This window comes from Microbacterium sp. (assembly GCF_047607465.1).
Lineage (GTDB): Bacteria > Actinomycetota > Actinomycetes > Actinomycetales > Microbacteriaceae > Microbacterium.
The window spans coordinates 63,339-77,187 of sequence record NZ_JASGCY010000007.1 but is presented as its reverse complement, the minus strand read 5'-3'; the positions used below and the strand labels follow the sequence as shown (position 1 = coordinate 77,187).

Sequence of the window (13,849 nt, the reverse complement as noted above, 5' to 3'; positions counted from 1 at the left end):
CTCACGCGGTCGTCGCCGGGGCGGCGTCCGGCGAGGACGGCGCGGCCTGCCCGGACCCTGTCAGCGGTGCGATCCGCTGCCAGGACCCGCGGATCCAGCGAGCCAGCAGCAGCGCCGCGCGCACGGCCTCACCGGCGACGAGCGCCCAGAAGACGCCGGCGACGCCCCACGCCGGTACGAGCACCAGAGACAGCGGCAGCAGCACGATCGCGCTCGCGCCGATCGAGTACAGCATCGGCATGACGACGTCGCCGGCCGAGCGCAGCGCGCCGTAGACGACGCTTGTCACCGCCGACAGGGGCAGGAGCAGGATGCTGATGAGCAGCGCGTCGCGGGCCTGGGCGAGCACGGCGTCGTTGACCCCGAAGATCGCGAGAGCCGGCTCCGCGCCCAGCCAGAGCAGCGCGGCGAGCACCGCCGCCGCGATCGCCGTGCCCGCTGCGGTGCGCAGCGTCTGCCGCCGCGCGTGGGCGGACGTGCGCCCTCCGACATCCCAGCCGACGATCGTCTCGTTGCCCTGGGCGAAGGCGAGGATCACCCCGGTCACGAGGGCGGTCAGGGTGAGGGCGTAGGAGCGCGCGTTGATGGCATCCGTGCCGAGCAGGTTCATGCTCGCCACGACGGCGACGATCACGACGTTGTAGGCGGCGCTCTCGAGCACCGTCGGGATCGACAGCCGCGCCATCGTCCACGCCGCGCGTCCGGTGCCGGCGGCGGGAAGGGGACCGAAGAGGGTCGCACCGGTGCGTCGGCGCACCATGAAGGCGAGGATGATCACGCCGATGCCGCGGACGATGAGCGTGGGAAGCGCGGCGCCGACGGCCCCGAGGTCGAGCACCAGGAGGAACACCGCGAGGAGGGAGACGTCGAGGAGGTTGACGACCGTGCCCAGCACGAGCAGGGCGACCGTGCGGCCGTACGCGCGCAGCACTGCGGATGCCGCGACGATGTACGCGTTGAACGCCAGGCCGAAGGCGACGATCCACAGGTACGCGGTCGCATCGTCGATGATCTCGGCCGGCGTGTTGATGAGGCGCAGCAGATGCGGGGCGAGCGCGCCGATCGCGACGGCCATCGCGAGACCGAGGATGCTGCTGGCGCGCAGCGAGATCGACGACGAACGCCGTGCACCGACGAGGTCTCCGGCTCCGAGTTGCTGGGTGATGATCACGAGCGCGCCGAGGCTGAACAGGACCGAGATGTCGTAGAGCACGCCGAGCAGTTGATTGGCGCTGGCCACGGCGGCGTTGAGCTCCGGCGATGCGGCGCTGAGCAGGACGACGTTGCCGAGCGTGGCCAGGAGCGTGAGCACCGTGATGACCAGCAGCGGCCAGCTCAGACGCAGCAGTCCTTTGCGTGCGAAGGCAGAGGGAGAAGCAGAGGATCGTTCGGGCATCGGTGCTCCTTAGGTAACCCTAAGAAGAGTACCAGTGCCGCGGGCGCTACATCACTGACCGCACGGCCGGCGAGCGCAGCTCGATCCACTCGGTCAATGCGCTCGGGGTGTTGGTGATGATGCCGTCGACGCCGAGCGCGGTCAGCTCCTCCCAGTCGCAATCGGCATCCTTGGTCCACACGAACACGCGCAGCTTCGCGTCGTGGGCGTCTGCGAGGCCTTGGGGCGTCGTGCTCTGCGGGTTCACGGCATCGGCACCGATCCGCTGGGCGGTTCGCACGATCGAGGCGTCGATGCGGTCGGTCAACCAGCCGACGAACAGGTTGGGCGCGACCGCGGAGATGTTCTCGACCGTCTTCTCGTTGAAGCTCTGCGTGATCACGTGCCCTGTGAGATCGGCTGCGGCGATCTGGTCGACAGTCGTGCGGATCGCGGCGGGGGTCCAGCGTCCCTTGTACTCGATCACGATCGACAGACGGGTCTCGGCGGTGAGAGCGAGAACCTGCTCGAGCGTAGGGATCCGGATGCCGGCGTACTCCTGCGAGAACCAGGACCCGGCATCCAACCGCTGCAATTCGGCGAGCGTCAGCGCGGACACGGATCCGGTGCCGTCGGTGGTGCGATCCACCGTGCTGTCGTGGATCACGACGGGAACACCGTCGCTGGACATCCGGATGTCGATCTCGACGTAGTCCGCGTGCGCATCGGCCGCTGCGGCGATGGCGGGCAGCGTGTTCTCCGGTGCCATCGTGCTCGCGCCCCGGTGTGCAACGACGGCACCCGGCTGCCCCGGCTCTCGCAGGGCCACCCTGGGGCGCAGCGAGAACAGGGCGAGCAGCGACGGTGGGGATGACTTCGTGCTAGCGGCGCTGGCGTGGCTGGCGGCTGCCGGCACCGTCGCCTGCGCGGGCGGGGTGAGCACGGTCGCGGAGGTCACGCAGAGCGCGACGCCGATCACCCCTGTTCCCCACAGGCGTCGCCGTCGAACGCTCATGGGGTCGATCTTGGCAGAGGCGGAGCCGCGCGTCGAGACCTTTTCGTTATATTTGCGTCCCGTCGCGCCCAGCATCCGCTGCGGTGGTCGAAAACACACCGGAGCCGGGCTCGGCGGGTGCGTTTTCGACCACGGCAGGGACGCTCAGGCGAGGACGCTCAGGCGAGGATGCTCAGGCGGAGAGTGGGGGGCCTCAGGCGGCGAACAGTGCCTCGATCGGACCGCGGGCGAAGAACAGCACGAAGCCGACGCCGACCGTCCACAGCAGCGGATGGATCGTCTTCGCCCTGCCCGACAGTGCATTCACGACGATCCAGCTGACGAAGCCCGCACCGATGCCGTTCGCGATCGAGTAGGTCATCGGCATGACCGTGACGGTGAGGAACACTGGCAGCAGCACGCGGAAGTCGCTCAGGTCGATGTTCTTGACCTGAGCGAGCATCATCGCGCCCACGAGCACCAGCGCCGCTGCGGCCACGGCGCTGGGCACCAGGGCGGTGAGCGGGGTGAAGAACATCGCGAGCAGGAACAGCGCGCCCGTGATCGTGGTCGCAAACCCCGTTCGAGCGCCCTCGCCGATACCGGCGCCGGACTCGACGAAGACGGTGGCCGAGGATGAGGACGTGCCGCCGCCGACGAGCGCACCGACGCCCTCGACCACGAGCGCAGACTTGATACGGGGGAAGTCGCCCTTCTCATCGGCGAGGTCGGCCTCTTTGGCGAGGCCGGTCATCGTGCCCATGGCGTCGAAGAAGTTCGAGAACAGCAGGGTGAAGACGAACATCGCCAGCGTCACCGCGCCGACCTTCGCGAAGTTGAAACCGAAGTCGACGCGGCCGATGAGGCTGAGATCGGGGATGCTGACGATGCTGCCGGAGAACGCGAAGCCGAGGCCCTCGGTCGGCCAGATCAGGTTCGCGAGCGCGGCCAGGACCGTGCCGCCGACCAGGGCGATGAGGATCGCGCCCTTGACCCGCAGAGAGATGAGCACGCCGCCGATCAGCAACGTGATGATGAACATCACGGTCGTGAGCGAGGCGACCGAGCCGCCGGTGCCGAGATCGACCGGGGGAGAGGAGGCATTGGTCGCCGTGACGAAGCCTGCGTTCACGAAGCCGATGAAGGCGATGAACAGGCCGATGCCGACGGTGATCGCGAGCTTCAGCTGCACAGGCACCGCATCGAAGATGAGCTTGCGCAGACCCGTCGCTGCGAGCAGGACGATGAGGACGCCGTTGATCATCACGAGCGCCATGGCCTCGGGCCAGGTGACCGTTCCGACGACCGTGAAGGCGAGGAAGGCGTTGATGCCGAGCCCGGCGGCGAACGCGAACGGCAGACGCGTCGTCAGTCCGAAGAGGATCGTCATGACACCGGCGGTCAGGGCTGTGGCTGCGGCGACGGCCCCGGTGGGCAGGGTGTCGCCGGCGACGTCGGGGGTGGAGAGGATGATCGGGTTGAGGATCACGATGTAGGCCATCGTGACGAAGGTCACCAGGCCTCCACGGATCTCGGTGCCGATCGTGGAGCCGCGCTTCGAGATCTCGAAGAAGCGGTCGATCGCGTTCGCCGGGGCGGTGGACGGGGCAGTTGTCATCGGGAACCTCCGCTGGAGACGATATCGTGTCGCGCGCACCCTGCGCGCCCACAGCGTCCGGCACCGTTCCCGTCGTAGTCTCGAGTCGTCATGCAACGCCTCCTCGTCGCGCTCCTCGCGGCGTTCGATGCGGCCATCGCCGCCGCCGTCGGACTCGCCGCCCTTCTCGCGCCTCTCACCCTGCTGTGGACTCTCGCCTTCGGCGCCGCCGCCGAGTGGGGCGCGCTCTGGCCGCTGACCGGCACGCTGTGGCAGTTCGGCCACGGAGCCCCGGTCGATGTGACGCTGCCCGTGGAGCTGGTGACCGCCGCCGGGGTCGCACCGGATGCCGCGGCGTTCACCCTCAGCGTGACGCCGCTCGCGTTCCTGCTGTTCACGCTGCTGTTCGCGGCCCGATCCGGCGCCCGCGCCGCCCGCGCCGGGGCCTGGCTGGTCGGCGTCGGCGGGGGCACGGCGGCCTTCTCCGCCCTCGCGACCGGCGTCGCCCTCACCGCGCGCTTCGCCGAGGCGCGCACCTCGCTCGCGATGGCGATCGTGCTGCCGACCGCGGTCTACCTCGTCGGTGCGCTCGGCGGCGCTCTCCGGGTGGCCTGGGAGGACGGCGACGGCGGCGTCGTCGATCGCCTGCACGACCTCGTCGACTCCTGGGGAGACTGGGGGCCGGTCCTGGCATCCGCCGTGCGGGGTGCGGCCGTCGCCGTCGTCTCGGTGATGGGGATGTCGGCGATCGCCGTGACGCTGATGGTCTTCTTGCGCGGCGGCGAGGTCGTCGCGCTCTTCGAGGCGACCCGCATCGACGTGCTCGGCGGCGTGATGCTCACCCTCGCCCAGCTCGCCTATCTGCCGACCGTGCTCGTGTGGACGGCGTCATGGCTCGCCGGCCCCGGGTTCGCGATCGGCGCCGGCACGTCCGTCTCGCCGGCCGCCACCCACCTCGGCGTGCTGCCCGGACTGCCCGTGCTGGGCCTCGTGCCCGAGAACAGCTCGATGTGGATGCTCGTCGTCGTGCTGCTTCCCGTCGCCGCCGGAGCCTTCGCCGGCTGGGTCGTGCGCTCGCGGCTCGTCTGGGAGAGCACACCGCTCGGGGCCGCCCCGCGCGCCGTCATCGCCACGGGGATCGGCGTGCTCACCGCAGCGGTCGCGGCGATCGCGGCGCTGCTCGCCGGGGGATCGATGGGACCCGGCCGCCTGGCGGAGGCCGGCCCTGCGGTGCTGCCGTTCGCGCTGGTCCTCGGCGGGGAGGTGCTGCTGGGTGCGGCGATCCTGCTGCTGTCGCCGCGCAACCGCGACGAGCTCGCCGAAGAGCGCACCGACCGCTGGATCGCCGAGATGACGGCATCCGACCCTGACCTCTGATCTTCCCGCCGGCACACCTGCACGACTCGGGAACAGGTGCACGAGCATCCGCCCCTTTCCGTCGTGCATCCGTTCCCCGGTCGTGCATCCGTACCGTCACGCGGGCCCGGACCGGCCCGGCGGCGTCGCCCGCCCCGGGTAGACTGGGAACGTGCTCACGGTCGCCGTTCTCATCTCGGGCGCCGGCTCGAATCTTCGCGCCCTCCTCGAAGCCGCCCGCCACCCCGATTTCCCCGCGCGGGTCGTGGTGGTCGGCGCCGACCGCGAAGCCGACGGCCTCGCCCACGCCGAGGCGTTCGGCATCCCCAGCTTCACGGTGCCGTGGCGTCTGCACGAGAGCCGCGAAGCCTGGGGAGAAGAGGTGAGCCGTCAGCTGGCCGTGTGGCAGCCCGATCTCGTGGTGCTCAGCGGCCTCATGCGCCTGCTGCCGCCGGCCCTCGTCGCCGAGTACTCGCCGTGGCTCATCAACACCCACCCCGCTTATCTGCCGGAGTTCCCCGGCGCGCACGGCGTGCGCGACGCGCTCGCCGCCGGCGCCGCTCAGACCGGTGCCAGTGTGATCGTGGTCGACGACGGCGTCGACACGGGGCCGATCCTCGCCCAGGAGCGCGTGCCGATCGTCGACGGCGACACCGAGCACAGCCTTCACGAGCGCATCAAGCCCGTCGAACGCCGACTGCTCATCGACGTGGTGCGCCGCATCGCGACCGGCGAGCTCGTGCTGTCCGCCGCATCCTGACCCCCATCACGAAGGAGCCCTCTATGGCCGGCCCCCGCCACGACCCCTCCCTCTACCGCGACCGCGACGTCGTCCCGGTGCGCCGCGCGCTCGTCTCGGTGAGCGACAAGAACGGCCTCATCGAGCTGGCCGCCGCGCTCGCCGCGGCGGGCGTCGAGATCGTGTCGACCGGATCGACGGCTGCGACGATCCGCGAGGCGGGGCACGAGGTCACGGACGTTGCGGCCGTGACGGGTGTCGCCGAGATGCTCGACGGCCGGGTGAAGACGCTGCATCCGAATATCCACGGCGGGCTCCTCGCCGATCTCCGTCTCGAAGATCACGAGGGCCAGCTCGATCACCTCGGCATCGACCCCTTCGAGCTCGTGGTGGTGAACCTGTACCCGTTCATCGAGACGGTCGCCTCCGGTGCCGAGGGCGACGACGTGGTCGAGCAGATCGACATCGGGGGGCCTGCGATGGTTCGCGCGGCGGCGAAGAATCACGCGAACGTCGCCATCGTCGTCTCGCCCGAGTCGTACCCGTCGATCATCGCCGCGGTGCGCGACGGCGGCACCACGCTCTCGCAGCGTCGCGACCTGGCCGCCCGCGCGTTCGCGCACACCGCGGCCTACGACACGGCGGTCGCCCAGTGGTTCGCCGAGGGCGCGCTGAACGACGCCGACGATCTGCCGGTGCATCTCACGATCCAGGCCGAGCGCCTGGCGACGCTGCGCTACGGCGAGAACTCGCACCAGCGCGCCGCGATCTACACGCGCGCGGGCGGGCACGGCATCGCCCAGGCGACGCAGCTGCAGGGCAAGGAGATGTCGTACAACAACTACGTCGACGCCGACGCCGCCCTGCGCGCCGCCTACGACATGGTGCTGCCGAGCGTCGCGATCATCAAGCACGCCAACCCCTGCGGCATCGCGACCACCGCGCCCAACGCGCTCGACCCGATCGCCAGCGCGCACCTGCGCGCGCACGAGTGCGACCCGGTGTCGGCATACGGCGGCGTGATCGCCGCCAACGGCACTGTCACGCTGAAGATGGCCGAGAACCTCAAGGACATCTTCACCGAGGTCATCGTCGCCCCCTCGTTCGAGCCCGCAGCGCTCGAGGTCTTCAAGGCCAAGAAGAACCTTCGTCTGCTGCAGCTGCCCGAGGACTGGCGGCAGGAGCGCATGGACGTGCGGCTCGTCTCCGGCGGACTGCTGCTGCAGGATGCCGACCGCTTCCCCGACGACATCGGATCCGTGGCGAAGGACTGGGAGCTCGTCTCGGGCGAGCGCCCGGACGACACCGAGATGGAGAACCTCATCTTCGCGTGGAAGGCGTGCCGCGCGGTGAAGTCGAACGCGATCGTGCTCGCCAAGGGCAACGCGACGGTCGGCGTCGGCATGGGCCAGGTCAACCGCGTGGACTCGTGCCGTCTCGCCGTCGAGCGCGCCGGCGACCGCGCGGCAGGGTCGGTCGCGGCATCCGACGCGTTCTTCCCCTTCGCCGACGGAGCCCAGGTGCTCATCGACGCCGGCATCACGGCGATCGTGCAGCCCGGCGGGTCGGTGCGCGACGGGGAAGTGGTGGATGCCGCACGCAAGGCCGGTGTGACGATGTTCTTCACCGGCGAACGTCACTTCTTCCACTGACCACGTCGCCGGCGCCGCCGGCACAGCGATGTCCGATTTCCGCCAGCCGGTGCCGGGACGGCGTGACAGAGTGGAGCCATGAGCCTCCCCGTCACCGACTTCGACGAGCGGTATCGCGCGATCAGCGCCCGCGATACGCGCTTCGACGGGCAGTTCGTGACGGCGGTGCGCTCGACCGGCATCTATTGCCGTCCGAGCTGCCCCGCGCGCACGCCGAAGCCGGCGAATGTGACCTTCTTCCCGACGAGCGCCGCGGCCCACGAGGCCGGCTACCGGGCCTGCAAGCGCTGCCTGCCCGAGGCCGCGCCGGGTTCTCCCGCATGGGATCTCCGCAGCGACACCGCCGCCCGCGCGATGCGGCTCATCGCCGCAGGGGTCGTCGAGCGCGAGGGTGTGCCGGGGCTCGCGAACCGGCTCGGCTACTCCAGCCGCCATCTCACCCGGCTGCTGACCGCTGAGCTCGGCGCGGGGCCGCTCGCCCTCGCCAGGGCGCACCGCGCGCACACGGCGCGGATGCTCCTCGTCGGCACCGCCATGCCCGTGGCCGAGGTGGCGTTCTCGGCCGGGTTCTCCAGCATCCGGCAGTGCAACGACACGATCCGCGAGGTGTTCGCGATGACGCCGGGCGAGCTGCGGGCGCGGCGCGCGTCGACCGGCTCGGCAACCCACGGCGGAGGCTCTGCCCTCGGCGCCATCGACCTGCTGCTGCCCGTGCGCGGCCCGCTCGACGCCGCCGGCCTCTTCGCGTGGATGTCGGCGCGGGCGGTGGCCGGGGTCGAGGACGCCACGGCGACGTCGTTCGCCAGGAACCTGCGGATGCTGGGAGGGGCTGCCTGGTTCGAGGTGCGCCTCGACGCCGTCGGCCGGCTCCGGCTGCGCGCCAGCGTCACCGCGCTCCCGGACCTCGCGCCGCTCGTGTCGACGGTGCGGCGCCTGTTCGATCTCGACGCCGATCCGATCGCCGTCGATGCCGCGCTCGGCGCCCACCCCGAGCTCGCCCCGCTCGTGGCCCGCACCCCCGGCATCCGCGTGCCAGGGGCGGCTGACCCGCACGAGATGCTGATCCGCGCCATGATCGGCCAGCAGATCAGTGTGGCAGCGGCCCGGACCGCGCTCACGGCGTTGACGGATGCCCTGGGGGAGCGGGTCCTCCGCCCCGCTCAGGGACCCGGTCTTCCCGGTGACGCACTGATGTTCCCGACGATGGCGGCGATCGCCGAGCACGGCGCCGAGGTGCTTCGCGGGCCCGCAGCCCGCATCCGCGCGATCGTCGGGGCGGCGTCCGCCCTCGCAGACGGCTCGCTCACGCTCACCATCGGCGACGACGGCTCCGCGCAGCGCGCCGCCCTGCTCGCCATGCCAGGGATCGGCCCGTGGACGGCCGACTACGTGCGCATGCGGGTGCTCGGCGACCCAGACGTGCTCCTTCCCGGCGACGTCGCCCTCCGCGCCGGGGCTGCCGCTGCAGGACTGACCTCCACACCGAGAGAGCTCACCGACTGGGCGCGGCGCACAGCGCCCTGGCGCAGTTACCTCAGCGCCCACCTGTGGCGCGCGGCGCCGGTGCGTCCGTCACGAACCACCGAGGAGACCCCATGACCGCCATCATCCAGACCATCGACACCCCTGACGGCGCGTTCACGCTGCTCGCCGATGAGCGGCAGCGCGTGCTCGCCTCCGGATGGACGGCGGATCACGCGGCCATCGTGAACTGCCTCTCCGGGCCGCATCGGCCGCAGGCGATCGCCGAGGGGGAGACGGATGCCGCAGCCGCCGCCCTTGCCTACTACGACGGCGACCTCGGCGCGATCGACGCGGTGGAGGTCGCTCAGCACGGCACCGCCGCGCAGCTGGCCGGGTGGGCGGCGCTGCGGCGCATCGCCCCTGGCGTGCCGCTCACCTACGCGGGGTTCGCGGCGCACCTCGGCACTCCGCGGGCAGTGCGGGCGGCCGCGTCGATCTGCGCGCGCAACGCCCCGGCCCTCTTCGTGCCCTGCCACCGCGTGCTGCGCAGCGACGGCTCGCTCGGCGGCTTCGCGTGGGGGCTCGAGGTCAAGCGGAGCCTGCTCGCCCGCGAAGCCGCTCGCTGACCGGCACTGCCGCTCGCTGACGGGCGCGAGACGGCGGGGCCGGCATCCGATCTTCGAGATCGTGGGAATGCGCGTTGCGTCCAGACGGTTCACAGGAATAGGCTGGTGGGCTGTCGTGCCAGCCGGCCGGCGCCATCGAGCCCCTGAGGAGGACACCATGACAACGATCGTCACCGTGCAGATCGCGCCCCTCGGCTCGGACGCGCAGCGCCCGCCCCTCGGCTAGATCCGAGATCGCATCCGCTCGGATGCCGGACCCACGCGCTCCCGCATCCGCTTCTTCTTCGCCGCCGATTTCCATACGAAACTCGTCTGAGAGTCATGTCTTTCTCGTCTTCTGCTTCTTCTTCTCTATCCACTGCGGCGGCCCTCTGGCGCCTCAAACCCTTCGTCAGGCCCGCCATCTGGCGCTTCGCCGGGGGAGCGGCGAGCGCGCACGCCGCCGCCGTGATCGCACTGATGATCCCGATCATGCTCGAGCAGATCATCCGTGGCCCCGTGCGATCGGGCGAGATCGGGGCCATCGTCTGGGGTGCCGCCGCCGTGTTCGCTCTCGCCGTCGGCGAGGCGGTCATGGTGTGGCTGCGCCGTCAGTTCGTGCTGAACCCTGCCACCGAGGTCGAGTACCGGATGCGCACCGAGCTGTATGCGCGCCTGCAGACGCTGCCGGTCGCCTTCCACGACCGCTGGCAGTCCGGTCAGCTGCTGAGCCGCATGATGCAGGACATCGGCCTGATCCGCCGCTGGCTCGCCTTCGGGCTCATCCTGCTGGTCGTGAACATCCTGACCATCGCCATCGGGTCGGCGCTCCTTTTCCGTTGGCACTGGCTGCTGGGCGCGATCTTCCTCGTGACCGCCGTTCCGCTGTGGATCCACGGCTACCTGTTCGAGAAGCGCTACGGCGCGCTCACCCGCCGCAGCCAGGATCAGGCCGGAGACCTCGCGACCAGCGTCGAGGAGAGCGTGCACGGCATCCGCGTGCTCAAGGCGTTCGGCCGGGGCACCTACGCGCTGAGCCGGTTCAGCCGTCAGGCCGAGACTCTGCGCGAGATCGAGATGAGCAAGGCCGGAGCGATCGCATCGATCTGGTTCTGGCTCGACCTCATGCCGCAGATCGCGTTCGGGCTCAGCCTGCTGTCGGGCATCTGGCTCATCTCGCAGGGGGCGATCGAGCTCCCGGAGCTCTTCGCGTTCTTCGCGATGGCCGTGGTGCTGCGTTGGCCGATCGAGTCGATCGGGTTCCTCTTCTCGTTCCTGCTCGACGCCCGCACCGCCACCGACCGCGTCTTCGACATCTTCTCGGAGACGAACTCGATCACCGACCCCGTCTCGCCGACGCGCATCGCCTCGCCCCGGGGCGAGCTCGCCTTCGAGGGCGCGCGCTTCCGCTATCAGGATGCCGGATCCCACGAGCGCGACCTGCTCGACGGCATCGACCTCGTGCTGCACCCCGGTGAGACCATGGCGCTGGTCGGGCTGACCGGGTCAGGCAAGACGACGCTCACGACGCTGCCCGCGCGTCTGTACGACGTCACAGGCGGACGGGTGACGCTCGACGGCGTCGACGTGCGCGATCTCGCACTGGCCGAGCTCCGTCAGCACATCGGGATGGCGTTCGAGGACGCGACGCTGTTCTCGGCATCCGTCCGGGAGAACGTCCTGCTCGGCCGGGCCGACCTCGACGTGCACGGCGAGGAGGCCGAGCGGGTGCTGCGCGAGGCGCTCGAGGTGGCACAGGCCGCATTCGTCGACGCGCTGCCCGAGGGCGTCGAGACGATCATCGGCGAGGAGGGACTGAGTCTCTCCGGCGGTCAGCGTCAGCGTCTCGCCCTGGCGCGTGCGGTCGCGGCGAAGCCGAAGGTGCTCGTGCTCGACGACCCGCTGTCGGCTCTCGACGTCGACACCGAGGCGCTCGTCGAAGAGGCGCTGCGCCACGTGCTCGCCGACACCACGGCGCTCATCGTGGCTCACCGCCCGTCGACGGTCGCGCTCGCCGATCGGGTGGCGCTGCTGGAGTCCGGACGCATCACCGCGGTCGGCACGCACGCCGAGCTGCTGAAGACGAGTCGGCACTACCGCCACGTCATCTCGAGCCTGGAGGCCGAGGAGGCGGCGCGCACCGGGGCGATACCGGTGCTCCGCGACGATGCTTCGGCAGGCTCAGCAACCGGGGAAGAGCAGAAGGAGGAGGAGGTGCAGGCATGAGCTCCGCCATCGCCGGAACCCGCGACGAGGACCGCTCCCGGTACACCCGTGAGGAGAGCCGCGCGATCCGTCAGCGCTCGCTGCGACTGCTCGGCTCGCTCGTGGTGCCGCTGCGCGCGCGCATCGTGCTCGCCGCCCTCGTGCTCATCGTCTCCACGGCGCTGCAGGTCATCGGCCCGATCCTCATCAGCATCGGTCTCGACCGGGCGCTGCCGGAGGTGCTGGAGCACGCGAACTGGATGCCGGCGCTGATGATCGGCTTCGCGTACCTCCTCGCGGGGGCGCTGGCCGCCGCGCTCATCGCCTGGTACGTGCTGATCGCGGCCCGGATCACCCAGGCCGTGCTGCTCGACCTGCGCAAGCGCATCTTCCTGCACACGCAGCGACTGAGCCTCGAGTTCCACGAGTCGTACACCTCGGGCCGCATCATCTCGCGGCAGACCAGCGACCTCGACTCGATCAAGGAACTGCTCGACGGCGGCCTCAACGAGCTCGTCTCGGGTGTGCTGTTCGGCATCTTCACCTTCATCGCCCTGTGCGTGTGGGACTGGCAGTCGGGCGTGATCCTCGCGCTCGCCGGCATCCCGTTGTTCCTCCTCATGCGCTGGTTCTACACGCGCTCGCAGCTGGTCTACCGCGAGTCGCGGGTGATCAGCGCGAAGGTGATCGTGCAGTTCGTCGAGACGATGACCGGCATCCGCGCCGTGAAGGCCTTCCGCAAGGAGCCGCGCAACGACGAGGTGTTCCAGGGGCTCGCCGGGGACTACCGCGACGTGAACCGACGCTCGATGCTGCTGTTTGGCACGTTCGAGCCGGGGCTGATGGGGGTCGCCGCGTTGACGCTCGGCCTCGTCGTGCTCTGGGGCGGCATCCGCGTCTCCGACGGAGCGCTCACCGTCGGCGTGCTCCTGTCCGCCGTGCTGTACGTGCGCAACTTCTTCGCACCCATGCAGGAGATCGCGATGTTCCTGAACTCGTACCAGTCGGCCACGGCCGCGCTCGAGAAGGTCTCCGGCGTGCTCGAGGAGGTGCCGACGGTGCCCGATCCCGATAAGCCGGTCGACCTGCGGGAGTCGCGCGGACACATCCGCTTCGACGAGGTGACCTTCGGGTACAACGGCGAGAAGACGATCCTGCCGAACTTCTCCCTGGACATCCCGCCAGGACAGACGATCGCGCTCGTCGGCACCACCGGAGCCGGGAAGTCCACGCTCGCGAAGCTCATCTCGCGCTTCTACGACCCCTCGAAGGGGCGGGTGAGCATCGACGGCGTCGATCTGCGCCAGCTGCACCCGAAGGACCTGCGGCGCGCGATCGTCATGCTCACGCAGGAGGCGTACCTGTTCAGCGGCACGGTCGCCGACAACATCGCGCTGGGCAAGCCCGACGCGACGCTCGACGAGATCCGTGCCGCCGCCCGCGCTGTCGGCGCCGACGGGTTCATCCAGTCGCTGCCCGACGGGTACGCCACCGATGTGAACAAGCGCGGCGGGCGGGTGTCGGCGGGGCAGCGTCAGCTGATCTCGTTCGCCAGGGCCTTCCTCGCCGACCCGTCGGTGCTGATCCTCGACGAGGCGACCGCCTCGCTCGACATGCCCTCTGAGCGGCTCATCCAGGACGCGCTGCAGACTCTGCTCAAGGACCGCACCGCGATCATCATCGCCCACCGCCTGTCGACGGTCGCCATCGCCGACCGGGTGCTGGTGATGGAGCACGGACGGATCATCGAGGACGACACCCCGGCCGCGCTCATCGGCGGCACAGGACGGTTCGCCCAGCTGCACGCGGCCTGGCAGGAGACGCTGGTCTGAGCCGCACGGCGCGGTGCCGGGATGCGGCAC

General features: G+C 70.4%; 10 protein-coding genes. 7 read left to right on the top strand and 3 right to left on the bottom strand.

From position 1 onward, the window contains the following. Position 1: 1 nt before the first annotated feature. From QM568_RS01080 to QM568_RS01070, 3 genes are all read right to left on the bottom strand, one after another. Positions 2-1,396, bottom strand: coding sequence for an MATE family efflux transporter (locus tag QM568_RS01080; protein WP_415134935.1), 1,395 nt, complete (start codon positions 1,394-1,396; stop codon positions 2-4). Between the two features lie 46 nt (positions 1,397-1,442). Next, entirely contained in the window at positions 1,443-2,390 is a 948-nt protein-coding gene (locus QM568_RS01075; RefSeq protein ID WP_415134933.1) for a glycerophosphodiester phosphodiesterase, read from the bottom strand. A gap of 193 nt (positions 2,391-2,583) precedes the next feature. After that, positions 2,584-3,987, bottom strand: coding sequence for an NCS2 family permease (locus QM568_RS01070; RefSeq protein ID WP_415134931.1), 1,404 nt, complete (start codon positions 3,985-3,987; stop codon positions 2,584-2,586). A gap of 90 nt (positions 3,988-4,077) precedes the next feature. On the opposite strand from QM568_RS01070, the gene QM568_RS01065 reads away from it, so the two are divergent. The 7 genes from QM568_RS01065 (at position 4,078) to QM568_RS01035 (ending at position 13,819) form a co-directional block, all read left to right on the top strand. Beyond that, on the top strand, positions 4,078-5,343 hold the full coding sequence (locus QM568_RS01065; protein ID WP_415134929.1) for a DUF6350 family protein: 1,266 nt from the start codon (positions 4,078-4,080) through the stop codon (positions 5,341-5,343). A 151-nt stretch (positions 5,344-5,494) separates the two neighbouring features. Continuing rightward, positions 5,495-6,082, top strand: coding sequence for a phosphoribosylglycinamide formyltransferase (gene purN / locus QM568_RS01060; RefSeq protein ID WP_415134927.1), 588 nt, complete (start codon positions 5,495-5,497; stop codon positions 6,080-6,082). Positions 6,083-6,105: 23 nt separating this feature from the next. Further along, positions 6,106-7,713 (top strand): bifunctional phosphoribosylaminoimidazolecarboxamide formyltransferase/IMP cyclohydrolase, encoded by a 1,608-nt coding sequence (gene purH, locus QM568_RS01055; RefSeq protein ID WP_415134925.1) that lies wholly within the window; start codon positions 6,106-6,108, stop codon positions 7,711-7,713. 78 nt (positions 7,714-7,791) lie between these two features. After that, positions 7,792-9,312 (top strand): AlkA N-terminal domain-containing protein, encoded by a 1,521-nt coding sequence (locus tag QM568_RS01050; protein ID WP_415134923.1) that lies wholly within the window; start codon positions 7,792-7,794, stop codon positions 9,310-9,312. Next, the gene (locus QM568_RS01045) at positions 9,309-9,803 is read left to right on the top strand and encodes a methylated-DNA--[protein]-cysteine S-methyltransferase (RefSeq protein WP_415134921.1); all 495 of its coding nucleotides are present in this window, start codon (positions 9,309-9,311) and stop codon (positions 9,801-9,803) included. The genes QM568_RS01050 and QM568_RS01045 overlap by 4 nt, the downstream gene beginning before the upstream one ends. 321 nt (positions 9,804-10,124) lie before the next feature. Then, positions 10,125-12,008 carry an ABC transporter ATP-binding protein gene (locus QM568_RS01040; protein WP_415134919.1) on the top strand — a complete coding sequence of 628 codons (1,884 nt, stop codon included), beginning with the start codon at positions 10,125-10,127 and terminating at the stop codon, positions 12,006-12,008. Beyond that, positions 12,005-13,819, top strand: coding sequence for an ABC transporter ATP-binding protein (locus tag QM568_RS01035; RefSeq protein ID WP_415134917.1), 1,815 nt, complete (start codon positions 12,005-12,007; stop codon positions 13,817-13,819). The genes QM568_RS01040 and QM568_RS01035 overlap by 4 nt, the downstream gene beginning before the upstream one ends. Positions 13,820-13,849 lie beyond the last annotated feature (30 nt).

Coding starts and splice junctions, on each gene's coding strand:
- QM568_RS01070 (WP_415134931.1), bottom strand. CDS start 3,987: ATGACAACTGCCCCGTCCACCGCCCCGGCGAACGCGATCGACCGCTTC.
- QM568_RS01065 (WP_415134929.1), top strand. CDS start 4,078: ATGCAACGCCTCCTCGTCGCGCTCCTCGCGGCGTTCGATGCGGCCATC.
- QM568_RS01080 (WP_415134935.1), bottom strand. CDS start 1,396: ATGCCCGAACGATCCTCTGCTTCTCCCTCTGCCTTCGCACGCAAAGGA.
- QM568_RS01075 (WP_415134933.1), bottom strand. CDS start 2,390: ATGAGCGTTCGACGGCGACGCCTGTGGGGAACAGGGGTGATCGGCGTC.
- QM568_RS01050 (WP_415134923.1), top strand. CDS start 7,792: ATGAGCCTCCCCGTCACCGACTTCGACGAGCGGTATCGCGCGATCAGC.
- QM568_RS01035 (WP_415134917.1), top strand. CDS start 12,005: ATGAGCTCCGCCATCGCCGGAACCCGCGACGAGGACCGCTCCCGGTAC.
- purH (WP_415134925.1), top strand. CDS start 6,106: ATGGCCGGCCCCCGCCACGACCCCTCCCTCTACCGCGACCGCGACGTC.
- QM568_RS01045 (WP_415134921.1), top strand. CDS start 9,309: ATGACCGCCATCATCCAGACCATCGACACCCCTGACGGCGCGTTCACG.
- QM568_RS01040 (WP_415134919.1), top strand. CDS start 10,125: ATGTCTTTCTCGTCTTCTGCTTCTTCTTCTCTATCCACTGCGGCGGCC.